A 22,432-nucleotide genomic window follows, 5' to 3' on the forward strand; every position below is an offset into this window, starting at 1 on the left:
CGTGTGGTCGTGGCGGTGGTCACCGGTCGGACGGTTTCGCATGGGTAGGTCCAGGCCCTAACGTCACTTCCCACGGTGCGGTGCGGCCACGTTCGGGGCACCTTCGAAGGGCACGGTTCGCGTTCGGGAGGTTGGCATGGCGGAACTGGATGATGTCAGCGGTGCAGCGGTGCGGTTGCCGGACATGCGGGTCTCGTACGAGGCGGAGACGCTCGACGAGGACTCGCTCGCGCCGACCTGGCACGAACAGCTCCAGCGGTGGCTGGACTTCGCCGTCGACGCGGGGCTGGTGGAGCCCAACGCGATGGTCCTGGCGACGGCCGACGCCGACGGGATGCCGTCGTCGCGGACGGTGTTGTGCAAGGGCCTGGACGAGCGCGGCATCGTCTTCTACACGAACTACACGTCGGCCAAGAGCCACGACCTGACGTCGACGCGCTTCGCGTCGGTGACTTTCCCCTGGTACGCGCTGCAGCGGCAGGTGACCGTGCGCGGCGAGGTCGAGAAGGTCGGGGCGGAGGAGACGACCGCGTACTGGCGCGGCAGGCCGCGCGGGTCGCAGCTCGGCGCGTGGGCGTCGCCGCAGTCGACGCGCGTCGGGGGCCGGGAAGCGCTGGACGATCTGCTCGCCGCGGTCGAACGCCGGTTCGCCGACGTCGAGGAGATTCCGGTGCCGCCGCACTGGGGTGGCTGGCGGGTACGTCCGGTGAGCGCCGAGTTCTGGCAGGGCCGCAAGGACCGCCTTCACGACCGGCTCCGTTACGTACGCACCGACGACGACTGGCGCGTCCACCGCATCGCCCCCTGACCCTGCGGTGCCCCAAGGGCACCTCGGCGGCGTTCAACGCAGCCACGCGCCAGCCTGTCGTTGAGGGGTGGTGCCCGGCCCGCCGGGAAGGCCCCGAATCTTCCCTTCGCGATGGGTCGGAGCGCGCGAAGATCCGCCGCAACCGCCGCAACCGCCGCAACCGAGGCGCCCCGGGCGCTTCGGTTGCGGCGTCGGCGGATGTGGTTCCTGGTAGTCGACGGGGAGGTGATCACCGGTGGAGGCGCTGCCCGGGGTTGTCGTGCTGATCCTGAGCCTGCTCGGGTGCGGCGTGGCGGTGTACAAGTCCGTCGAATGGGCTATGAGTGGGGAGCTTCCCCGCAACGGCGGCATCGGGATCCGCACCCGCGCGACACAGGTGTCGGTCGAGGCCTGGCGTGCCGGACACGAGGCCGCGCTGCCCGCCGCAAGAAAGGCGTTCCGGATCGGCTGCGTCGGGGCGGGCATCGGCGTGCTCGTCCTGGTGGTGCTGCTCGTCGCCGACCTCCCGATCCTGCTCGGGATGATCGCTCCCGGGATCTGCCAGCTCGTCCAGCTCGGCTATGTCGGCTACGCCGTGTCGGTCGCCAATCGCGCCGCCCGCGCCGTCACGGCGTCCGGCGCCGGTTCGGCGGCCGATTCCATGTTCGGCGAAGCCTGATTCGTCAGTCGGAGCCGCCGGAGTTGTCGGAGCCGCCGCAGTAGTCGTGGCAGCCCGGGCCGCCGGAGCCGCCGCAGTAGTCGGGGCAGCCCGAGCGGCCGGCGCAGCCCGAGCAGCCGGAGTGGCATCGTCGGACCGTGGACGGAGTGAGCGGGACCATCGGCCACGACTAGTTAGTTGTCGTACGCTAATGAGTTGTGAGTGATCGGACCGACGGCAAGCCCCGGACGACGAGGCGGCGGCTCGGTTCGATCGTCATCGACCGGCGTCCGCTGAAGATTCCGCCGTTCCGCCGGCTGTGGGTGTCGTCCCTGGTCACCGCAATCGGCAGCCAGCTCACGGCCGTCGCCGTGCCGAAGCAGGTCTTCGACATCACCGGGTCTTCGGCCTACGTGGGGCTGACGGGCGTGTTCGGTCTAGTGCCGCTGTTGATCTTCGGTATCTGGGGCGGCGCGATCGCCGACACCGTCGACCGCCGCAAACTCCTGCTCGTCACCAACACCGGTATCGCGGCGACGGCGTGCCTGCTGTGGGCACAGGCCTACTTCGACGTCGGGTCGGTGTGGGTCGTGCTCTCCCTGCTCGCCGTCAACCAGGCGTTCTTCGCCGTCAACATGCCTACGCGCAACGCCGTCGTGGCACGCCTCGTTCCGACCGAACTGCTGCCGTCGGCCTCCGCGCTCACCGGCACGATGACCACGTTCGGTGCGGTGTTCGGTCCGCTCGCGGCGGGGGCCCTGTTGCCGATCGTCGGGCTGTCGACGCTGTACCTGGTCGATTCGGTGGCACTGATCGTCGTGGTGTGGGCGGTGTGGCGACTGCCGCCGCTACCACCCCAGGACGGGCGCGTCCGCCGCGCGGGGTTGCGCGACATCACCGACGGCTTCCGCTACCTGGGCGCGCAGAAGATCCTGCTCGCCTCGTTCGTCGTCGACATCATCGCGATGGTCGCGGGTATGCCGCGGGCCCTGTTCCCCGAGATGGCCGAGCGCACGTTCGGCGATCCGGCGGGCGGCGGCCTCGCGCTGGGCTGGCTGTACGCCGCGATCCCGCTCGGCGCGATGCTGTTGTCGCTGATGTCCGGCTGGGCGAGCCGCGTGAGCAGGCACGGCGTGGTGGTCGTGGTGGCGATCGCCGTGTGGGGTGTCGCCATCGCCGGGTTCGGTATGTCGCAGGCGCTGTGGCTGTCGATCGTGTTCCTGGTGATCGCGGGCGCCGCCGACATGGCCAGTTCGATCTTCCGGATGGCGATCCTGCAGACCGCGGCGACCGACGAGATGCGGGGCCGGACGCAGGGCGTGTTCACGGTCGTCGTCGCGGGCGGACCACGCTTGGCCGACCTGACGCACGGCTGGGCCGCGGCCGGCGTGGGTACCGCGGCGGCGGCGACCGGCGGCGGACTGCTCGTGCTCGTCGGCCTGGTCATCGCGGTGGTGTTGACTCCGGCGTTCTGGCGTTATCGCGCGCCTGTGACCAGGAAGAACGTTCCGGACAATTCGTAACCGGGCCGAGACCTGCCGCCGGCGGGCCGGTGGCGGTGCGGCACACTTCCCGGCATGTCGAACGCGGGAGTGACGGAAGAGGTCTCACCGGGCGGGCAGCCCCCACTGAAGCGGGTCCTCGGGTCGAAGCTGCTGTTGTTCTTCGTCGTCGGCGACATCGTCGGCACGGGGATCTACGCGCTCACCGGACAGGTCGCAGGCCGGGTCGGCGGCGCCCTGTGGCTGCCGTTCCTGCTGGCTTTCACCGTTGCCTTCATGACGGCGTTCTCGTACCTGGAACTCGTGGGCAAATACCCGCGGGCTGCCGGGGCGGCGCTGTACACGCACAAGGCGTTCAACATCCGGATGCTGACGTTCCTCGTCGCGTTCGCCGTGATGTGCTCCGGCATCACGTCGGCGTCGTCGGCGGCCGTGGCCTTCGGCGACACGTACCTAGCCGAGTTCGTCAGTTCGCCGATGCCGTTGATGGCGATCGCGTTCATCGCGCTGCTCGCGCTGATCAACTTTCGCGGGGTGCGCGAATCGGTCGTCACCAACGTGGTGTTGACGTGCATCGAGATCGGCGGCCTGCTGATCATCATCGGCGTCGGCGTCTGGGCCGTGCTGAACGGCAGCGGCGACGCGAGCCGGCTCACCGAGTTCAACACGCAGGACCAGACCATGCTCGTGGCGATCACGTCCGCGACATCGCTGGCGTTCTTCTCCATGGTCGGCTTCGAGGACTCGGTGAACATGGCGGAGGAGACGAAGGATCCGGCTCGCGTGTTCCCCAAGGCGATGCTGTGGGGCATGGTGGTCGCGGCGACGATCTACATCCTCGTGTCGGTGACGTCGTCGCTGCTGGTGCCCGCCGAAGGGCTCGAGGCGGCGGAGAGCGGCGCACTGCTCAAGGTCATCGACATCGGTGCGCCCGGCATGCCGCGCGAGATCTTCTCGGCGATCGGCCTGTTCGCCGTCGTCAACTCCGCGCTGATCAACATGCTCATGGCAAGCAGGCTCGTGTACGGCATGGCGAACGAGCGGATCATCCCGAAGGTGTTCGGCACGGTGCACCCGGCCCGCCGCAGCCCGTGGGTGGCGATCCTGTTCACGAGCGCGATCGCGGTCGTGCTCGTGTCCGCTGTGGACATCGACGTGCTCGGCGGTACGACGGCGTTGCTGCTGCTCGTCGTGTTCGCCGTGGTGAACGTCGCGGTGCTGGTGCTTCGGCGGGACCCGGTGCCGCACAAGCACTTCCGCGCGCCGACGGTCGTTCCCGTGCTGGCTGCGATCTTCTGCCTGTACCTGGCGAGTCCGCTGTCCGGACGCCCCGCGCGGGACTACGTCGTCGCCGCGATCCTGTTGGCCGTCGGCCTGGTCCTGTGGGCCGTCAACCACGTCGCGATGCGCACGCTCGCCACGCGCCGTTCGGCGAAGTAGCGCCCCAGGGGCACCCCTGGTCGCGTTTGTCGGTACTGCCGCGAGGAGCACGTCCGTGTGGGTGGTGGCGGGAGACGGGTGGGAGCGACGAATGGGCCTCTGGCCATGATGCGCCCCCAAAGGGCACCTTGGGGCGTTGAGTGCCCCGCAGGTGCCCTTCGCGGCACCGCTCAGGACAGGCGTGCCAGCTCCACCGGGTCGTGGGAGCAGAACATCGTCACTTCGCCGGAGCGCGACAGTTCGGCGAGGCGCCGCTGGTTGGCGACCCGCGCCGTGCGATCGGTCTGCATCGCGCGTTCGAACAGCGAAAGGCCGGGTGGGCAGTGCGGCTCGGCCGCGACCTCGCCATGGAAGAAGTAGGCGTCGCCGGCGTGCAGTCGCCACTCGTCGCCCGTGCGCACCGCGACGCCCGCGTGGCCGTTGGTGTGCCCTGCGAGCGGGATGAGCAGGATGTCCGGCGGCAGTCCGGTTAGCTGCCGTACCGCGTCGAAGCCGAACCAGCTCTCGCCGCCGGCTTCGTAGCCGGTGAAGGCGGGGCCGTGCGCGAACTGAACCTTTCGGTACCGCGACCGTTCCTTCGCGTCGACGGGCTGTTCGAGCGTGCGCAGTTCGCGAGCGTTGACGTGCACGGTCGCGTGCGGAAAGTCGACCAACCCGCCCGCGTGGTCGAGGTCGAGGTGCGTCAGCACGATGTGCCGCACATCGGCGGGCTCGTATCCGAGCGCCCGGACCTGCGCCGCGGCGGTGCGGGATGCGTCGCGCACCGGCGAGACCCCGGCGGCGAAGGCGCGGCCCAGCCATTGGGTTGGCCGCGTGAGCGCGGGTGTGCCCATGCCCGTGTCCACGAGCACCAGTTCCGAACCGGTCTCGACCAGCATGCAGTGGCAGGTCAGCTCCGCCCGCCGCGCGATGCCCCGCTCGCCGTCGACGAGCCTGCCGCCGAAGGGCCGCATCGCGCCGCCGCTGAAGTGGTGGACCCGTGTCGTCATGATCACGACCCTAGCCGCCGCCCGCCGTCGCGGCGGTGACTCGTCAGCGCTCCGCCTCGCGGACCGGCGATCGCCTTCTTCTCTCGCCGCCCCGGGGGTGCGGGCCCGCCCGTCCCAGTATGTTCGGGGCATGGCCAATCCGACCGGGGAACATTTCGAACTCGTGCGCGGCAATGCGCGCGCCGTCGTCACCGAGATCGGCGCGGGGCTGCGGTCGCTGACGTTCGGCGGCTCGGCGTACGTCGAGACCTTCGCCGAGGACGAGGAACCGCCGAAAGGTGCGGGCCAGGTGCTCGTGCCGTGGCCGAACCGGACCGCGGGCGCGCGGTGGACGTTCGACGGCGAGGAGCAGGAGCTCGAGGTCACCGAACCCGCTCGGGGCAACGCCATCCACGGCCTGGCGCGGCATCAGGAGTGGGAACTGGTCGAACACGCCGAGTCGTCGATCACGTTCGGCTGCGACATCGGCGCCGCGAAGGGCTGGCCGGTGCCGCTGCGCACCGGCATCGTCTACGACCTCGCGCCTCGCGGGCTGACCGTCACGCACACGGTCAGCAACGAGGGCGACAAGGCGGTCGGGTTCGGCGTCGGGACGCACCCCTATTTCCGCATCGGCGACGTGCCCACCGACGAGCTCATGCTGACGCTGCCCGCCACGCGCGTGTGGCCGTTCGACGGCGACAAGCAGTTGCCCTACGGCGAGGAACAGGACGTCGAGGGCACCGAGTACGACCTGCGCGGTGGCCGCATCGTGGGTGGACTGGACCTCGACACGGCGTTCACGGGGCTGGAGCAGGGTGAGGACGGTCTGCACCACGTGTGGCTGAGCCACCACGACGGGGTCCTCGATATCTGGTCCGACCCGGATTTCCGCTGGGTGCAGGTGTTCACGCCGCCGGACTTTCCCGGGCGCGGCCGGGCGATCGCGATCGAGCCGATGACCTGTCCCGCCGACGCGTTGAACTCGGGTACCGACCTCATCACGGTCGAACCGGGTGAAACGTGGCGCGGTTCGTGGGGCGTTCAGCTAGCAGATTCGTTAGCCTAACGAACTATGACTACCGCAATCACGAACGGATACGTGGTCCCCGTCGACGGCGACCCGGTCGACGGCGCCGTGGTGCTGATGGACGACGGCAAGATCGTCGCCGTGGGAACCGACGTCGACGTGCCCTCCGACGCCGAGATCGTCGACGCCACGGGCAAGTGGGTCCTGCCCGGCTTCATCGACGCGCACGCCCACCTCGGCGTGCACGAGGACGGCGAAGGCTGGTCCGGTGACGACACCAACGAGATGACCGACCCGAACGGCGCCCGCTTCCGCGCCCTCGACGGGATCGATCCGTACGAGCCCGGCTTCGACGACGCGCTGTCCGGCGGCGTCACGAGCGTCGTCATCAAGCCCGGCTCCGGCAACCCGATCGGCGGCCGCACCGTCGGCGTGAAGACGTGGGGACGCACGATCCTCGACATGACGTTCGCCGAGGACGTCAGCGTCAAGAGCGCACTGGGCGAGAACCCGAAGCGCGTGTACGGCGAGAAGGACAAGACGCCCTCGACCCGTCTCGGCGTCGCCGCCACGCTGCGTGAAGCGTTCACCAAGGCCCGCAACTACGCCGCACAGCGCGACCACGCGGCCGTCGAGGGCAAGCCGTTCGACATCGACCTCACCATGGAGACACTGGTGCAGGTCCTCGACGGCGAGCTGTACTGGGACCAGCACACCCATCGCGCCGACGACATCGTCACGGCCGTGCGGCTGGCCGAGGAGTTCGGCTACAACCTCGTCGTCAACCACGGCACCGAAGGCCACCTGATCGCCGATTTCCTCGCCGAGCACGACGTGCCGGTGATCCTCGGGCCACTGTTCACCTCGCGCGCCAAGGTCGAGCTGCGGAACCGCTCGATGCGCGCCGCCGGAATCATGGCGCGTGCGGGCGTGAAGCTGGCGATCACGACCGATCACCCCGTGGTGCCGATCCACTTCCTCGTCTATCAAGCTGCGCTGGCGGTCAAGGACGGTCTGGACCGCGACACCGCGTTGCGCGCGCTGACGGTGCATCCGGCGGAGATGCTCGGCCTGGGCAACCGCATCGGTGCGCTCAAGTCCGGGATGGACGCCGACGTGGCCGTGTGGTCCGGCGATCCGCTCGACGTCATGAACCGTGCCGAGCGGGTGTTCGTCCGCGGCCGTGACGTGTATGCGTTCGACGAGTCGACGGGCGAAGGCGTGGTCGCAGACCGCCGCTACCGCGAATAACGACCCCGGCGGCCGGGTGCAGATTCTCGCGTGTCCTGCACCCAGACCCGCGTGTTCTGCACTCGTGCCGCCGTGTTCTGCACCCAGACCCGCGTTTTCTGCGCTCTGGCCGCCGTGTTGCGTTTTCCGGGGGCCGTGTTGCTGATCCGTATCGGCGACACGGCGCCCGTGCCATGCTGCGCGGACGACGATTTTCACAGGCGACGCCGACGCCGACGCCGACGCGACGCCGGACGGTCACGCGTGCCGACGTCGTGGTGCCGGACGGTTGGATCACAGGCGTGGGCGCCGATGTATCCGGCTCTGATCCCGACATCGCCGGGGCGAGTACGTCGACTGCACCGGGGTGCTCCTGATCCCGGGGCTCGTTGACTGCCATCGCCGAGGCGGGCCTCGGCGACGTCGGTGCGCTCGAGGCGGCTACCGGCGATGCTGCCCGGTTGTTGCGGCTCGATCAGGAGCGAGGCTGCATTGCTTCCGGCATGCGCGATTACTCGCGGCATGCGCGCCGGCATAGCGCTGCTCGAGGGCGAAGGCGTCGAGGTCGCCGAGCTCGCCCTCGAGGATCCGCGGTGTCTGGCATCAGGGCCTGCCCGTGTGAGTGGGACGTTTCCGGTTCCCGTCCTGGCCCGCAGGAGCGGCACCGGGACTCAACACGGGCCCCGGGAGGCGCAACACGGGCCCCGGAGGGCGCAACACGGCGGTGTGGGCCCGTTATGCCTCCTTCAAGGCCCTCGCGATGACCATGCGCTGGATCTGGTTGGTGCCCTCGAAGATCTGCGGCACCTTGGCCTCGCGCATGTACCGCTCGGCGGGGAAGTCGCGGGTGTAGCCGGCCCCGCCGAGGACCTGCACGGCGTCGGTCGTTACCTTCATCGCCGAATCCGTCGCGACGAGCTTGGCCACCGAAGCCTGCCGCTGGAACGGCATGCCGCGGTCGCGGCGCCGGGCGGCGTCGAGGTACATCGCGCGGGACGTCTCGACGGCCGCCGCCATGTCGGCGATCAGGAACTCCAGCCCCTGGTTCTCGATGATGGGCTTGCCGAACTGCTGCCGGGTCTTGGCGTACGCGACGGCCTCGTCGAGTGCCGCCTGCGCCAGTCCGACCGAGCACGCCGCGATGCCGAGCCGTCCGGACGCGAGTGAGTCCAGCGCGATCTTCAGTCCCGCACCCTCGCCGCCGATCAGCCGTTCGGCCGGCACGTGGGCGTCGCTGAAGATCATTTGCGCCGTCGTCGACCCGGTCAGGCCCATCTTGCGCTCGGGTGCGGCCGCTTCGAGTCCCGCCGTCGACGCGTCGACGAGCAGGCAGCTGATGCCCTTGCCGCCGTCGTCGGAGGTTCGGACCATCGTCGTGTAGAAGTCGGCCTGGCCGCCCGCGGTGATCCACGCCTTCGTGCCGTTGACGACGTAGGACTCCCCGTCGCGCCGGGCCCTGGTCGACAGGGCGGCGGCGTCGGACCCGGCGTGCATCTCGGACAACGCGTAGGCGCCGAGCAGCTCGCCGCCGAGCATGGCGGGCAGCCACTGGTCACGCTGCTCGTCGGTGCCGTAGTGGGCGAGCGCGAAGCACGACATCGTGTGCACCGACAGTCCGACGCCGACGGACATCCACGCGCCCGCGATCTCCTCGAGTGCCTGCAGGTACGTCTCGTACGGCACGTCGCCGCCGCCCCAGCGTTCGGCGTACGGCAGGCCGAGCAGGCCGGACTTGCCGAGCAGGCGGAACTGCTGCCTGGGGAAACGCTCGGCCTCCTCGTACTCCGCTGCGACGGGCGCCAGCTCGTCGCGGGCGATCTCGCGGGCGAGCGCGATCAGGTCGGCGGACTCGGTGTCGGGAAGGAGGCGTTCGGCAGGCATCGGTGGCTCCTCGGCTGGCTGCGTTGCCCCGAAGATGCCCTTGGGGCGAACTTGATACTGAAAACAGTACTGTAGTGGCGTTCTCAGTACCATTCTAGGCTCTACGTATGCCTCAGAACCAGACCCGGCGGCGAACCCGCCCCGCCACTGCCCGTCAGCAGGCGTTGCTCGCCGAGGTCGAGGAGTTGTTCCTGGCCGACGGGTTCCTCGGTTACACCCTGGACGACCTGGCAGGACGCCTTCGCTGCTCGAAGTCGACGCTGTACGCGCTCGCGTCGAGCAAGGAACAGCTCGCCGTCACGGTCGTCACTCACTTCTTCCGCGGGGCGACCGAGCGCATCGAGGCACGGGTGGCCACGGCGGCCGACGCGAGGGCGAAGATCCAGGAGTACCTGGCGGGCGTCGCCGAGGAGCTGGGGCGCGCTTCGGAGACGTTCATCGCCGACGTCGACACGTTCGAGCCGACCCGTGCCACCTACGAGTTCAACTCCCACGCCGCGGCCGACCGCATCCGTGCCTTCATCTCTCAGGGCGTGGCCGACGGCCTGTTCCGCGACGTGCACGGACCGCTGGTCGCCGAGTTCGCCGAGCTGCTGATCGAGCAGGTCCAGAGCGGAACCGTCAGGGCGCGCACCGGGTATTCGGATTCCGAGGCCTTCGCCGCGCTGTCCGATCTGCTGCTGGGAGGATTGCAGCGCGACGGCCGGTATGCCGGAGGTGGCGGGTCCGCGGGAGCCGACGGGGACGGTGGCGGCGGTCTCTCACCGGTCGGCGACGTCGGCGCCGCAGGCGACGGCGATTCCGAAGCGACGAAGGGAGTGCGGCGATGATCGTGTCCGGTGGCGAGGCACTGGTGGACCTGGTGCCCGCCGAGTCCGATCCGGACCTGCTGGCGCCGAGGCTCGGTGGCGGGCCCTACAACGTCGCGCTCGCGGCTGGCCGGCTCGGCGTGCCGACGGCGCTGCTCTCGCGGTTGTCGACGGACCGCTTCGGCGACGCGCTCGTCGCGCGGCTCGAGGCGTCCGGTGTGGACACGGCGCTGCTGCAGCGCGGTCCGGAGCCGACGACGCTCGCCGTCGTCGCCCTCGACGAGACCGGCGCGGCGCGCTTCAGTTTCTACACCGAGGGCACTGCCGACCGGCTCGTCGCGGACCCCGGGCCGCTGCCTGCGACCACGCGGGTACTGTCGCTCGGCACGCTCGGCATGGTGCTGGAGCCGGGTGCGAGTGCCTACGAAGCCGTGCTCCACCGTGAGGCCGAGCGTGGCGTGCTCACCGCGCTCGACCCGAACATCCGCGCCGACATGATCCGCGATCCGGACGCCTACCGGGAGCGGTTCGTGTCCTGGCTGCCGAGCGTGCGGCTGCTGAAGGTGTCCGACGACGACGCCGAGTGGCTCACCGGCGGGAAGTCGGTCGCCGAGGCGGTGGCGACGTGGCTGGACGCGGGAGTCGAGGCCGTGGTGCTGACGCGTGGCGGCGACGGTTTGTCGGTGTACACGGCCGACGGTGAGGCCGCGCGGGTGCCTGCGGCGGACGTCACGGTCGTCGACACGATCGGTGCGGGCGACACCGTGCTGGGGGCGTTGCTGGCGTGGCTCGCGAACCGCGGCGTGACGAATCTCGCCGCGATGGCGCCCGACGCCTGGTCGCAAGCGCTTGCGTACGCCTCGCGGGCGGCGGGTGTGACGGTGTCGCGCAGCGGCGCCGAACCGCCTACCTCGAACGAGTTAACCGACGACCAAAACGCCAGCGTGTGAACCTTGTCGCAACGGGTCGCTGTGGGTAACGCAACGGCTGCGAAAACGCCCTTATCTGGACTAGCGTAAGGGAGCATTCGTACCCCAGCGGGGCGGTGCGACGAGGCTGAAGGGCCTGTCGCGTACACGCGGTGACCAGCAGAACATGCGGTCGCCACCGGCCGGCCCGTGTGACCGTGAGAGGCATGTGCATGTCCGACGCGACTGCGGCGCAGTCCGAGGGCGAGAAGGCCGTGCTCCGCCTGCCCGATGGCGAGCACGACTTCAACGTTGTCCGCCCTGTTGACGGCGCCCCCGGCATCCAGCTCGGGAAGCTGCTGGCCCAGACCGGCTACATCACCTACGACCCGGGTTTCGTCAACACCGGGGCCGCGTCCTCCGCCATCACGTATATCGACGGTGAAGCGGGGATCCTGCGCTATCGGGGCTATCCCATCGAACAGCTGGCCGAGCGCTCGACGTTCGTCGAGGTGTCCTACCTGCTGATTCACGGCGAACTGCCGAACAAGCAGCAGCTGGAGGACTTCACCTCGAAGATCAACCGGCACACGCTGCTGCACGAGGACCTGAAGCGCTTCTTCGACGGTTTCCCGCGGGACGCCCACCCGATGCCGGTGCTCTCCAGCGCCGTCTCGGCCCTGTCGACCTTCTACCAGGACGCGCTCGACCCGTTCGACAAGTCCAACGTCGACCTGTCGACCGTCCGCCTGCTGGCGAAGGTCCCCACGATCGCGGCCTACGCCTACAAGAAGTCGATCGGCCAGCCGTTCCTCTACCCGGACAACTCGCTCGGTCTCGTGGAGAACTTCCTCCGCATGACGTTCGGCCTGCCCGCCGAGCCGTACGAGATCGACCCGGTGATGGCGAAGGCCCTCGACCAGCTGTTCATCCTGCACGCCGACCACGAGCAGAACTGCTCGACGTCGACCGTGCGGCTCGTCGGCTCGTCCGAGGCGAACCTGTTCGCGAGCATCTCGGCCGGCGTCATGGCGCTGTTCGGCCCGCTCCACGGCGGTGCGAACAGTGCGGTGCTGGACATGCTCGAGGGCATCAAGGCCGACGGCGGCAACGTCGACAGGTTCGTCGAGCGGGTCAAGAACAAGGAGCCCGGCGTCCGCCTGATGGGCTTCGGCCACCGGGTCTACAAGAACTACGACCCGCGCGCCAAGATCATCAAGAAGACCGCGGACGAGATCCTGTCGAAGATCGGCGGCAACGACGAGCTGCTCGACATCGCGAAGCGGCTCGAGGAGCGTGCGCTGTCCGATGAGTACTTCATCGAGCGCAAGCTGTACCCGAACGTCGACTTCTACACGGGCCTGATCTACCGGGCCATGGGCTTCCCGACGCAGTTCTTCACGGTGCTGTTCGCTCTCGGCCGGCTGCCGGGTTGGATCGCGCACTGGCGCGAGATGATCGGGGACCCGGAGACGAAGATCGGCCGTCCGCGGCAGATCTACACGGGTGCGAAGGAGCGCGACTACAAGCCGCTCTCCGAGCGCTGAGTACGACAGCGCTGACTCGCGGTTCGCACACGAGGGCCGCCGCCGGTGAACCCGGACGGCGGCCCTCGTCGTGTCCGGCGACCGTTGTCGAGTGCGTGGCGAGAACCGCCTCGGGGTGCGGGGTCAGGCGAGGGTCGCCAGGCCTTCGGTGGTGCGGCCGACCAGGTCGGCGACGCGAGAGCGGGCCGCCTCGGCCTCCGCGGGTACCAGGCCGAGGCGGGTACGCCGGTGCAGCACGTCGTCGGCGTCGAGCGCGCCTTCGTGACGCGCGGCCCACACGACCTCGGCCGCGGTGATGTCGCTGCCGTCGCACACGGGCTCGGCCAACTCGGGGTCGACCTCGCCGAGTGCCGCTACCCGCGGGGCCTCGGTGCCGTACTTGGCGACCAGCCGTTGCGGCGCGTCCACAACGGACAGCCGGCTGCGGCTCGCGGCTCCGAACAACGGCAGCCTGCTCGTCCGTGACCGTCCGGCACGCAGGCCCGCCGACCGCACGGCCGCGTCGACGGCGTCCTCGGCCATCCTGCGGTAGGTGGTCAGCTTGCCGCCGACCACGGTGAGCACGCCGGTGCCGGGGTCGGTGAGGACGGCGTGATTGCGGGACAGGTCCGCCGTGGTGCCGTCGGCCTCCAACAGTGGACGCAGGCCGGCGAAGGATCCCAGCACGTCCTCGCGGGTGAGGTCCCGTTCCAGTACAGCAGACGCGACACCGAGCAGAAAGTCCATATCGGACTCGGGAACAGTGGGGACATCCTCGGGATCACCGTCGAGCGGTTCGTCGGTCAGTCCCAGGTACACGCGTCCCCCTGGCTGGGGGAGCAGCAGCACGAAGCGGTTCAGTTCGCCCGGAACCGGAACCATCACGGACGTCTCGCCCAGGCCCGTACGCTCGGCGTCGAGAACCAGGTGGGTGCCTCGGGAGGGCCGCAACCGCACCGACGGCGTCAGCGAGCCCGCCCATACGCCCGTCGCGTTGACGACCTGCTTCGCCCGCAGTTCCACAGTGGATCCCGTCATCGCGTCGCGTGCGACGACGTGGTCGGCGTGCAGCTCCGTGGCGGCGAGTCGCGTGAGGACATTCGCGCCGTGGGCGGCCGCTGTGCGGGCGATCGCCACCACGAGGCGGGCGTCGTCGGTGAGCGCCCCGTCGAACGACAGCAGTCCGCCCCGCAGGCCGGCGCTCCGGAGTCCGGGCGCGAGGGCGAGCGCCTCGGCCGACGGCACGGCACGCGGCCTCGGCAGCAGTGACGACGGGGTCCGCGCCGCCCGGCGCAGCGCGTCACCCGCGTGCAGTCCTGCCCTGGTGAGCAGGTGTCCGGGTTCGGTGGCCGCGCCGTAGGCGGGGAACAGCTGCGCCAGCGGTCTGGTCAGGTGCGGCGCGGTGCGGGTCATCAGCACGCCCCGCTCGACGGCGCTTTCGTGGGCGAGGCCGAGTTCGCCGTGGGCGAGATAACGCAGCCCGCCGTGCACGAGCTTGCTCGACCACCGCGAGGTGCCGAACGCCAGGTCGTGGGCCTCGACGAGTGCGACCGACAGGCCGCGGGAAGCCGCGTCGAGCGCGCAGCCGGCGCCGGTGACGCCGCCGCCCACGACGATGACGTCGACCTGCCTGCCGGAGGCGAGGTCGTGGAGTTCCCGCGCGCGGCGGCGGGCTGTCAACGAGGCCGTGATCATGGCTTGAGGGCTCCTTCGAGCAGGTGTGCGAGTTCGGTGAGCAGGGTTTCCGGGGCCACGCCGGTCTCGCCTGCGGTCGCGGGCCGTCGTGACAGCACGAACGACTGGAGCAGCAGCAACAGCGCGCGCGACTGCGCGGCCGCGTCGCCGGGCCGCACGGAGCCGTCGGCGTGACCTTCGACGACGAACATGTGCAGTCCCTCCTCGGCGAGCCGCTGTGTCGCGCCGAGGCGTTCGGTGACGTACGGCAGCAGCAGTTCGGCGTCGAGCTCGAGCACGGTGCGCAGCAGCGGATCGGTGCCGAGTCTGCGAACGCCCGCGACGGCGTGTTCGACGAGGCGGGACCGTGCGGTGCCGCCCGCGGGGATCTCGTCGGCCACGTGCTGCAGCAGCGCGGTGAATTCCCGGGTCATGAGGGTCGCGAGGACGCTGTCGACGTCGGGGAATCGCCGGTAGACGGTCATCCGCGACACGCCCGCGGTCTGGGCGATGCCGGTGAGCGTGGTGCGCCGGACACCGCCGGCGAGCACGCATTCCTTGGCCGCGTCGAGGAGTGTGTCGTCGGAGACACGGCCACCCGCACGGGTGTGACATTCCGGCTTCATGTGTCACACTCTAGTCGTGACCGACAGCATTGACCACCGCCTGCGAGGCGCCTGGACGCCCGACGGCGCCGACGCGTCCCACCTCACGGCCAAGGAGCTCCGCTGGCTGCGGAGCAGGATCGGCGACACCACCCCGAACGACCCGGTGGCGCCCGATTCCGCCATCGCGACGCCCCCGTCGCAGTTGCCTGAGCGTGCGCAGTCCGCGATCGCCGCGATCGTCGGTGCGGGCAACGTGCTCGAGGAGCCGCGTGAACGCCTCGAACGCAGCGGCGGCCTCTCGTATCTGGACCTGCTGCGGCGACGGCAGCCCGCCGCGGGTATCCCGACCCCCGACGCCGTCGTGCTGCCCGGCAGTCCGCAGCAGGTGCAGCAGGTGCTGGACGTGTGTGTCGAACACGACGTCGGGGTGGTGCCGTTCGGCGGCGGCACCTCGGTCGTCGGCGGCGTCACGGCGTTCAAGGGCGGCAAGAAGGCCGTGATCGTCCTGGATCTGGAACGCCTGAACCGGCTCGTGTCGGTCGACCCGATCTCGCACACCGCGGTGCTGCAGGCGGGGGTGCGTGCCCCGGATGCCGAGCGGATGCTGTCGGCGCACGGCTTCACCCTCGGCCACGTGCCGCAATCGTTCGAACGCGCCACGATCGGCGGGTTCGCGGCGACCCGTTCGGCCGGACAGGCCTCGTCCGGATACGGCAGGTTCGAGGACATGGTCACCGGCCTGCGGCTGGCCACCCCACGCGGCGAGTGGGAACTCGGCGTAGCCCCGGCGTCGGCGGCGGGTCCCGATCTGCGGCAGCTCGCGATCGGAAGCGAGGGCACCCTCGGCGTCATCACCGAGGTCGCGGTGCGAGTGCGCCCACTGCCCGACACCGAACACTTCGAGGCGCTGGCCGTCGACGGCTGGGAACACGGCTGCGGGCTCGTGCGGCAGTTGGCGCAGCAGGGACTGCTCGCCGACATCACCCGCCTGTCTGATGTGGACGAGACGGCGGTGCAACTGCAGCTGGCGGGGACGTGGAAGACGAGCGTGCTGCGCCGTTACCTGGGCGCGCGCGGGGTCGACGAGCCGTGCTTGCTGGTACTGAGCTGGCACGGGGAGTCGGACGACCGCCGCAAGAAGGCGATGCGGCTGCTGCGATCCGGTGGTGGCGTGTGGCTCACCTCCGCGCCCGCGCGAGCATGGCTGCGCGGGCGGTTCGGCGGACCACGGCAGCGGGACGCGCTCCTGGACGCGGGCGTGTGCGTGGAAACCCTCGAAACCGCGACGCACTGGTCGAAGCTCGGCACGCTCTACGACCGGGTGCGTACCGCGTTGCGGCGCGAGCTCGGCCACCCGTTGATCATGTGCCACGTCTCGCACGCCTACGAGACCGGTGCGTCGCTGTACTTCACGGTCCTCACGCCGAGGGATCCCGAGGATCCGATCGGTCAGTGGGAGCGCGCCAAGGCCGCGGCCTGCGAGGCCATCTCCGCCGACCGGGTCGGGACGATCTCGCACCACCACGCCGTCGGTATGGACCACGCGCCGTACCTGACGGCGGAGATCGGTGAGCTCGGCCGCGAGGTCCTCGTCGCCGCCAAGCGGGCCGTCGACCCGACCGGGGTGCTCAACCCCGGCAAGCTCATCGGCTGACGGGCGTGCCCACCGGGATCACGGTGACGTCGAGTCCGTGCGTGTCCGCGGTCTCGCCCGTCAGCCGGGCGGCGCCGTGCTGGGCCAGGTCGGCCGTCCGCACGGGTGCGCCGTCGACGAGCAGCGGCATGCCGCCCTCGCCCAGTCCGACGTAGGCGTACACCTCGTCCAGAGTGGACCCGTCCTCGAGCGTGATCCGTCCACTGTGGAGGCGCGCGAGGTCGTAGGCCTTTCCCCGTGCTTCGCAGACGTCGAGTGCCTCGATCTGGCCCGGCGTCGCGAACCACACGGCGTGCCACTCGGTGACGCCCGGCGCCGAGGTCAGGGTCGCGGGCCGCTGGTCGTCCCGCGGTCGCAACCCGGCAGCCCACACGGCTGCGAGATCGTGGCACTCGGCACTGGCGACGACCACCGGGCCGGACAGGCCGAGTGTTTCCCGCAGCCACGTGATCTTCGAAGGGCACACGTTCGAGCCGTACGCCAGCACCGGGATGCGCTCGGCGTCCGCGCGTGCGGCCGCGAGCGTCTCGGCCGACAACGCGTACCCCGCGCCGTCGTGGTGGACGTACGAGTGCGACGGCCGGGCGCCCGGATACGGGTCCTCCGGGTATTCGTCGTCGTGGAAGATCGGTTCTCCGGAAATCAGGATCGCTCAGCCCTCGATGATGTACGCGACGCCGCCGCTGCCGCTCGCGACCTCGCCTTCGGCGTCGTAGCGCTTGGTGCGCTGCCAGATCGTTTCGAACTGCTCGCGATCGTAGACGCGCCGTACCTGGTCGTTGGACTCGGACGCCGGGTCGTTCGCGATCACGTCTCCGTCGGCGGTGAAGCCGACGACCACCATGAGGTGTCCCGCGGTGCCGTACCCGGCGCCGTCGAGCTCCTTCTCCAGGAACGACTGCGACGTGATCACCGGGATGCCGCGTGCGATGTAACTCTCCAGCTCGGCCAGCGAGTGCAGGCGCGTGATGTGGCCCTTCAGTCCGTACTGCGAGGCGTAGGCGGTGTTGAACGGCCAGTTGCCGGTGCCCTCGTAGGCGTAGTCGTAGGTGTGCCGCGCCGCGTGCGCCACGCTCTTGTCGGGGTAGTCCGCGGGCAGCCAGGACAGCTGCTCCTCGGTCGGCTTCGCGCCCCAGTACTCGGCGACCATCGTCGTCGACGTCGGGCTGCACCACGCCTGGCCGCCACCGCCGTACTCGGGATAGTTGCCGCGGTGGACGTTCTGCGCGTACGTCGGCACGTCCAGCTCGATGCCCGCGGCCTCGCCCGGTTCGGTCAACTCCGGCTCGAACCGGTCCGGTACGTCGGAGGTCATCGCTCCGACCTGCGTGACGACCGGCGAGGCGTCGGAACCCTCGGCGCGGTACAGCGTCACGCGCAGCCGGTAGGCGCGCAGCGCCACACCGTCGGCCGCCGACAACGTGTCGGTGTAGACGGCGGCGTGCTCGTCCGACTGGCCCGTGACACTGGTGCGCTCGATGTCGCCGTCGCCGTAGGCCCACTTGCCGAGCGTGTACCAGGACGTGTCGTCGCCGCCCGCGGTGCGCGCCTGCGCCTGCACCTTCAGCCAGGTGCCCTCCGGGGTGTGTGCGTTCCAGGACGAGATCAGTTCGGAGGCGTCGAACCCGGGTTCGTGGACCGGTGACGTCCAGGTGCCGTACTCGTAGCCGTTCTCGGAGCCCGCGGGCTCGCTGATGCGCATGCCGTCGGCGCCGGGGCGGACACCGTCGCGCTCGCCCGATGCGAAGTCCTGGGCGCTGCTCCAGCCGTGGTAGTCGATGGCTTCGTCCTCGGAGGAAGGGTTCGCGGCCTGCGCCGGCGTCTCACCGGTCGGCAGGGCGGGAGCCGAGGCGGTGGCCGTGGGCTGCAGGATCACCGAGGCCACGATCGCCGCCGTCAGCACCGTGGAGAGTCGTCCGCGCATGGCGAGTCATTGTTATCGCCGGACAGTGGCGTGTAAACCGCGCATGGACCGTTCGGCCCACGTCGTGCGTCCCGCTTCTCACCCTCCGTGCCCGTCGCGGTTCGGGGAGAACGCCCCAAGGGCACCTCCGGGCATCGAACACGGCCACGTGTAAGCGTGCCCTTGAGGGGCGGTGGCCGGGCCGGCGGGCGGGAGCCGCGAAGGTGCCCTTGGGGGCATCGAGCCCTGGGTCGGGTGGGTGATCGCCTAGAAGTGCCTGATGTCGAGCTTGCCCTCGGCGTGGTCGGCGCGGATGCGCTTCTTGTCGAACTTGCCGACGCTCGTCTTCGGCACCTCGGGGATGAACGTCCAGTGCTCGGGCAACTGCCACTTGGCGACCTTGTCGCGCAGGAACTCCCGCAGCTCCTCGGCGGTGACGGTGTGGCCCTCCTTGACGACCACGGCCACCAGCGGGCGTTCGTCCCATTTCTCGTCGGGCACGCCCACGACGGCCGCCTCGGCGACCCCCTCGTGCGCCATGACGTCGTTCTCCAGGTCGACCGACGAAATCCACTCGCCGCCCGACTTGATGACGTCCTTGGACCGGTCGGTCAGCGTCAGGTAGCCGTTCGGGGTGATCTTGCCGACGTCGCCGGTGCGCAGCCAGCCGTCGTGGAACTTCTCGGGGTCGGAACCCTTGTGATAAGCGCCCGCGATCCACGGGCCGGCCACCTCGAGCTCACCGACGCTCTCGCCGTCCCACGGCACCTCGTTGCCGTCGTCGTCGATGAGCCGTGCCTGCACCGAAGCCGGGAACCGCCCCTGCGTGTAGCGGTAGTGCCACGCCTCGTCGCCCGACGCCCCGCGCGGCGGGCGGGCGACGCTGCCCAGCGGCGACGTCTCGGTCATGCCCCAGGCGTGCAGCACCGGAACGTTGTACTGCTCCTCGAACGCGTGCATCATCGCCGGCGGCGCGGCGGACCCGCCCACCACGACCTCGCGCAGGTGGGAGATGTCCTGCGGGTTGGCCTCGAGGTGCTGGAGCAGGCCCTGCCAGATCGTCGGCACGGCGGCGGCGTACGTCGGCTGCTCGGTGGCCAGGATCTCGGCGATCGGCCCCGGCTGCAGGAACCGGTCGGGCATGACCAACGACGTGCCCACCATGAACGCCGCGTACGGCACGCCCCACGACATGGCGTGGAACTGCGGCACGATCACCAGCGCCTTGTCCGTGTCGGCCAGCCGCATGCTGTCGGACATGCACACCTGCATCGAGTGCAGCCAGATCGAGCGGTGCGAGTAGACCACGCCCTTCGGCTCACCCGTGGTGCCGGAGGTGTAGCACATCGCGGCCGCCGACCGCTCGTCGATCACGGGCCAGTCGAACTCCGCCGGCTGGGCGGCGAGGAGCTGCTCGTAGTCGTGGACCTGCACGCCCGCGGGAGCCTCGACGGTCTCCGGGTCACCGTTCGCGACAACGATGTGACGCACCGTGGTCATCTCGGCGAGCGGCTTGTTCAGCAGCGGGATCAGCGTGCCGTCCACGATGATGACGTGGTCCTCGGCGTGATCGGCGACGTACACCAGCTGCTCGGGGAACAGGCGGATGTTCAGGGTGTGCAGCACCGCGCCCATGGCCGGAATCGCCATGTAGGCCTCGAGATGCTCGGCGTTGTTCCACATGAACGTGCCGACGCGCTGGTCGCCCGTCACCCCGAGGCCGCGCAGGGCGTTCGCCAGCCGCGCGGCACGGTCACCCACCTCGGCATAGCTCCGTCGGCGCGTATCCGATCCGGTCCACGTGACCACTTCGCTCGTGCCGTGCAGCGTGCTTCCGTGCTTCAACAGGGTGGCGATGGAAAGGGGGGCGTCCTGCATCGTGCTCAACATTGAGGCTCCCGTGGTTCTTGCGGTGAACGCGGATTCAGCGCGAGCCTAACCGTAAGGTGGACATGGGAGCAGGTGCTGCGGAATAACAGTTGCGCCTAGTGACGGACCACAGCTCGAACGCCTCGACCTGCATGCCTCGGACGGGGGGTCATCGCGTGTCGATTTCGCGGACGAAGGGGTCGTGGCGTTTACTGGGCCCGTGGTAAGAGACGGCCTGGCCAGCGCTTGCTCGGGCAAGCACCTGGGGACCCGGGTTGTCGCCGCTGCACAAGCGGCACCCGAGAAGAAAGGAAAGGTACGTTGGCTCTGCCTACGTTGACTCCGGAACAGCGGCAGGAAGCCCTGGCCAAGGCGGCCGAGGCTCGTAAGGCGCGCTCGGAGCTGCTTGCGTCGATCAAGGACGGTTCGGAGAGCATCGAGAAGGTGCTGAACCGCGCCAAGGACGACAAGACGGTTGGGAAGACCAAGGTCACCCAGCTGCTGAAGGCTGTTCCCGGGCTCGGCGCCGTGAAGGTCGCCGCGCTCCTGGAGCAGGCGGGCATCGACCCTGACCGCCGGGCCGCAGGCCTCGGCGACCGTCAGCGCGAAGCTCTCATCAGCGCTCTCAAGTGACGCCCCGCGTCCGTGGGTGGTTCGCCTCGAGGCGTGCCACCCACGGGCCGTCGCGTCCTTTTCCCGCCGATTTTTTGCGAACCGGGTTCGTTTTCCGGTTCGCCCATTCGTCGATGTTTCCGTCGATGATCCGAAGCCGGTTTCCCGGCGATCGCTGTCTTTCCGCGCGTCCCGATGGGTGGCGCAGGCGTCACCGTGGGCGTGGATCGCCCGAGAGCGCGTCGGCGTCGAGCCCCATCGCGCGGCCCAGCGTCGCGAATTTCGCCGACGTCTCGTCCAGCTCGGCGTGCGGATCCGAGTCCGCGACGATGCCGCCACCCGCGTACATCCGCAGTGATGCCGCGCCCGCGTCGGCACAGCGGATCGACACGGCCCACTCGCCGTCGCCTTCGCTGTCGACCCAGCCCGTGGCACCCGCGTAGTAGCCGCGGTCGAACGGCTCCAGCTCGCCGATCAGTCGCCGTGCGGAGGCGACGGGCGTGCCGCAGATCGCAGGCGTCGGATGCAGGGCCGACGCGAGATGCAGCGCCGTCGTCGCAGGGTCGGCCAGTTCGCCGGTGATGCGTGTGCCGAGATGCCACATGGCCGGAGTGCGTTCCAGTGTCGGTTCGGCGGGCACGTCGAGGGTGGCGCAGAACGGGCCGAGTGCCTCGGCGACGGCCTCGGTGAGAATCGTGTGCTCGAGGAGGTCCTTCTTCGAAGCCAGCAGGGTTTCCGCGTTCTCCGTGTCGGTGGCGGCATCGCCCGAACGGGGCATGGACCCGGCGAGCGGATGCGCCACGACGCGGCCGCCGCGCCGGGAGACGAGCAGTTCCGGGCTCGCGCCGAGCAGCGTCCGGCCGCCGGGCAGGTCCGCGGCGAACACATAGCCGTGGCGGTGGTCGAGCACCAGGTTCCGCACGATGGCGGCGACGGGCACGTCGCGGGCGAACTCGACGTCGAGGGCCCGCGCGAGAACGACTTTCCGCAGGTCACGAACGGCGAGTTCGGTGACCGCGGTGCGCACGGCCGCGGCGTGGTCCCGTGGTTCGGGGACAGCCCGTACCGCCGCGGGCGCCCCGACGCGTTCCCTGGAGAGCCGATCGACGTCAGGGTGGGCAGGGCCAGCGGTGTGCACCGTCCGTGGGACGACGAGCCGCGCAGGGGTGCCGGATGCGGCGTCGTAGGGCAGGACGCCCGTCGCGATGCCGCCGCGTTCGGCGAGGGCGGCGGACACCCGGTCCGCGAGCGCCTGCTCATCGGTCCCGGTGATCTCGTCGGCTGTGCCCTGGGCGAGGACCGTGCCGCGCGCGGTGGTGAACAGGAAATCGCCGCGCCGATAGTGCTCGACAAGGCGCGCGGCGTCCATGTCC

Annotated in this window: 18 protein-coding genes and 1 pseudogene; 11 read left to right on the plus strand and 8 right to left on the minus strand. The window is 70.0% G+C overall.

Going from position 1 to position 22,432, the window contains the following annotated elements; translation table 11 throughout:
- The first annotated feature begins 136 nt into the window (after nucleotides 1–136).
- From pdxH to LY40_RS14680, 4 genes are all read left to right on the plus strand, one after another.
- Entirely contained in the window at nucleotides 137–808 is a 672-nt protein-coding gene (pdxH, locus tag LY40_RS14665; RefSeq protein WP_183782739.1) for a pyridoxamine 5'-phosphate oxidase, read from the plus strand.
- A 235-nt stretch (nucleotides 809–1,043) separates the two neighbouring features.
- Nucleotides 1,044–1,466: an SdpI family protein gene (locus tag LY40_RS14670; RefSeq protein WP_258937159.1), complete on the plus strand. Its 423-nt coding sequence runs from the start codon at nucleotides 1,044–1,046 to the stop codon at nucleotides 1,464–1,466.
- 197 nt (nucleotides 1,467–1,663) lie between these two features.
- Entirely contained in the window at nucleotides 1,664–2,968 is a 1,305-nt protein-coding gene (locus tag LY40_RS14675) for an MFS transporter (protein ID WP_258937160.1), read from the plus strand.
- Nucleotides 2,969–3,022: 54 nt separating this feature from the next.
- Nucleotides 3,023–4,387: an APC family permease gene (locus LY40_RS14680; protein WP_183782741.1), complete on the plus strand. Its 1,365-nt coding sequence runs from the start codon at nucleotides 3,023–3,025 to the stop codon at nucleotides 4,385–4,387.
- A gap of 170 nt (nucleotides 4,388–4,557) precedes the next feature.
- Here the strand turns inward: LY40_RS14680 and LY40_RS14685 are convergent, their stop codons facing one another.
- Nucleotides 4,558–5,376: an MBL fold metallo-hydrolase gene (locus LY40_RS14685; RefSeq protein ID WP_183782742.1), complete on the minus strand. Its 819-nt coding sequence runs from the start codon at nucleotides 5,374–5,376 to the stop codon at nucleotides 4,558–4,560.
- Nucleotides 5,377–5,506: 130 nt separating this feature from the next.
- On the opposite strand from LY40_RS14685, the gene LY40_RS14690 reads away from it, so the two are divergent.
- Nucleotides 5,507–6,424, plus strand: coding sequence for an aldose 1-epimerase family protein (locus LY40_RS14690; RefSeq protein ID WP_183782743.1), 918 nt, complete (start codon nucleotides 5,507–5,509; stop codon nucleotides 6,422–6,424).
- Nucleotides 6,425–6,430: 6 nt separating this feature from the next.
- Nucleotides 6,431–7,636: an amidohydrolase gene (locus LY40_RS14695; RefSeq protein WP_183782744.1), complete on the plus strand. Its 1,206-nt coding sequence runs from the start codon at nucleotides 6,431–6,433 to the stop codon at nucleotides 7,634–7,636.
- A gap of 714 nt (nucleotides 7,637–8,350) precedes the next feature.
- Here the strand turns inward: LY40_RS14695 and LY40_RS14700 are convergent.
- Entirely contained in the window at nucleotides 8,351–9,496 is a 1,146-nt protein-coding gene (locus tag LY40_RS14700; RefSeq protein WP_258937161.1) for an acyl-CoA dehydrogenase family protein, read from the minus strand.
- 107 nt (nucleotides 9,497–9,603) lie between these two features.
- On the opposite strand from LY40_RS14700, the pseudogene LY40_RS14705 reads away from it, so the two are divergent.
- From LY40_RS14705 to LY40_RS14715, 3 genes and pseudogenes are all read left to right on the plus strand, one after another.
- Nucleotides 9,604–10,194, plus strand: a pseudogene (locus LY40_RS14705) (TetR/AcrR family transcriptional regulator); the annotation flags it as partial.
- A gap of 128 nt (nucleotides 10,195–10,322) precedes the next feature.
- Nucleotides 10,323–11,255, plus strand: a complete 933-nt coding sequence (locus LY40_RS14710; protein ID WP_258937162.1) for a carbohydrate kinase family protein — start codon at nucleotides 10,323–10,325, stop codon at nucleotides 11,253–11,255.
- Nucleotides 11,256–11,446: 191 nt separating this feature from the next.
- Complete coding sequence (locus LY40_RS14715; RefSeq protein ID WP_183782757.1) at nucleotides 11,447–12,760, plus strand: citrate synthase; 1,314 nt, start codon at nucleotides 11,447–11,449, stop codon at nucleotides 12,758–12,760.
- A 123-nt stretch (nucleotides 12,761–12,883) separates the two neighbouring features.
- Here the strand turns inward: LY40_RS14715 and LY40_RS14720 are convergent, their stop codons facing one another.
- Both LY40_RS14720 and LY40_RS14725 read right to left on the minus strand, forming a co-directional pair.
- On the minus strand, nucleotides 12,884–14,434 hold the full coding sequence (locus LY40_RS14720) for a glycerol-3-phosphate dehydrogenase/oxidase (protein ID WP_258937163.1): 1,551 nt from the start codon (nucleotides 14,432–14,434) through the stop codon (nucleotides 12,884–12,886).
- The gene (locus tag LY40_RS14725) at nucleotides 14,431–15,039 is read right to left on the minus strand and encodes a TetR/AcrR family transcriptional regulator (protein ID WP_183782761.1); all 609 of its coding nucleotides are present in this window, start codon (nucleotides 15,037–15,039) and stop codon (nucleotides 14,431–14,433) included. Before LY40_RS14725 ends, LY40_RS14720 begins: the two co-directional genes overlap by 4 nt.
- A 16-nt stretch (nucleotides 15,040–15,055) precedes the next feature.
- Between LY40_RS14725 and LY40_RS14730 the strand changes: the two genes are divergently transcribed.
- On the plus strand, nucleotides 15,056–16,675 hold the full coding sequence (locus LY40_RS14730; protein WP_258937164.1) for an FAD-binding oxidoreductase: 1,620 nt from the start codon (nucleotides 15,056–15,058) through the stop codon (nucleotides 16,673–16,675).
- Here LY40_RS14730 and LY40_RS14735 read toward each other — a convergent pair.
- The 3 genes from LY40_RS14735 to LY40_RS14745 form a co-directional block, all read right to left on the minus strand.
- Nucleotides 16,665–17,213 carry a gamma-glutamylcyclotransferase gene (locus tag LY40_RS14735; protein WP_221212705.1) on the minus strand — a complete coding sequence of 183 codons (549 nt, stop codon included), beginning with the start codon at nucleotides 17,211–17,213 and terminating at the stop codon, nucleotides 16,665–16,667. The genes LY40_RS14730 and LY40_RS14735 overlap by 11 nt on opposite strands.
- A 114-nt stretch (nucleotides 17,214–17,327) precedes the next feature.
- The gene (locus LY40_RS14740; RefSeq protein WP_183782765.1) at nucleotides 17,328–18,599 is read right to left on the minus strand and encodes a C39 family peptidase; all 1,272 of its coding nucleotides are present in this window, start codon (nucleotides 18,597–18,599) and stop codon (nucleotides 17,328–17,330) included.
- Nucleotides 18,600–18,845: 246 nt separating this feature from the next.
- Nucleotides 18,846–20,468, minus strand: coding sequence for a long-chain fatty acid--CoA ligase (locus LY40_RS14745; RefSeq protein WP_183782767.1), 1,623 nt, complete (start codon nucleotides 20,466–20,468; stop codon nucleotides 18,846–18,848).
- A gap of 300 nt (nucleotides 20,469–20,768) precedes the next feature.
- Between LY40_RS14745 and mihF the strand changes: the two genes are divergently transcribed.
- Nucleotides 20,769–21,080 carry an integration host factor, actinobacterial type gene (gene mihF, locus LY40_RS14750; RefSeq protein ID WP_183649502.1) on the plus strand — a complete coding sequence of 104 codons (312 nt, stop codon included), beginning with the start codon at nucleotides 20,769–20,771 and terminating at the stop codon, nucleotides 21,078–21,080.
- A 190-nt stretch (nucleotides 21,081–21,270) separates the two neighbouring features.
- Here the strand turns inward: mihF and LY40_RS14755 are convergent, their stop codons facing one another.
- Nucleotides 21,271–22,428 carry an isochorismate synthase gene (locus LY40_RS14755; RefSeq protein ID WP_258937165.1) on the minus strand — a complete coding sequence of 386 codons (1,158 nt, stop codon included), beginning with the start codon at nucleotides 22,426–22,428 and terminating at the stop codon, nucleotides 21,271–21,273.
- Between the last annotated feature and the right edge of the window lie 4 nt (nucleotides 22,429–22,432).

It is taken from the genome of Prauserella salsuginis (assembly GCF_024648885.1).
GTDB classification, from domain to species: Bacteria; Actinomycetota; Actinomycetes; order Mycobacteriales; family Pseudonocardiaceae; genus Prauserella; species Prauserella salsuginis.

Bases quoted from the DNA above. Each gene is read 5' to 3' on its own strand.
- pdxH (WP_183782739.1), top strand. From the start codon at position 137: ATGGCGGAACTGGATGATGTCAGCGGTGCAGCGGTGCGGTTGCCGGAC.
- LY40_RS14680 (WP_183782741.1), top strand. From the start codon at position 3,023: ATGTCGAACGCGGGAGTGACGGAAGAGGTCTCACCGGGCGGGCAGCCC.
- LY40_RS14685 (WP_183782742.1), bottom strand. From the start codon at position 5,376: ATGACGACACGGGTCCACCACTTCAGCGGCGGCGCGATGCGGCCCTTC.
- LY40_RS14690 (WP_183782743.1), top strand. From the start codon at position 5,507: ATGGCCAATCCGACCGGGGAACATTTCGAACTCGTGCGCGGCAATGCG.
- LY40_RS14695 (WP_183782744.1), top strand. From the start codon at position 6,431: ATGACTACCGCAATCACGAACGGATACGTGGTCCCCGTCGACGGCGAC.
- LY40_RS14700 (WP_258937161.1), bottom strand. From the start codon at position 9,496: ATGCCTGCCGAACGCCTCCTTCCCGACACCGAGTCCGCCGACCTGATC.
- LY40_RS14710 (WP_258937162.1), top strand. From the start codon at position 10,323: ATGATCGTGTCCGGTGGCGAGGCACTGGTGGACCTGGTGCCCGCCGAG.
- LY40_RS14715 (WP_183782757.1), top strand. From the start codon at position 11,447: ATGTCCGACGCGACTGCGGCGCAGTCCGAGGGCGAGAAGGCCGTGCTC.
- LY40_RS14720 (WP_258937163.1), bottom strand. From the start codon at position 14,434: ATGATCACGGCCTCGTTGACAGCCCGCCGCCGCGCGCGGGAACTCCAC.
- LY40_RS14725 (WP_183782761.1), bottom strand. From the start codon at position 15,039: ATGAAGCCGGAATGTCACACCCGTGCGGGTGGCCGTGTCTCCGACGAC.
- LY40_RS14740 (WP_183782765.1), bottom strand. From the start codon at position 18,599: ATGCGCGGACGACTCTCCACGGTGCTGACGGCGGCGATCGTGGCCTCG.
- LY40_RS14745 (WP_183782767.1), bottom strand. From the start codon at position 20,468: ATGTTGAGCACGATGCAGGACGCCCCCCTTTCCATCGCCACCCTGTTG.
- LY40_RS14755 (WP_258937165.1), bottom strand. From the start codon at position 22,428: ATGGACGCCGCGCGCCTTGTCGAGCACTATCGGCGCGGCGATTTCCTG.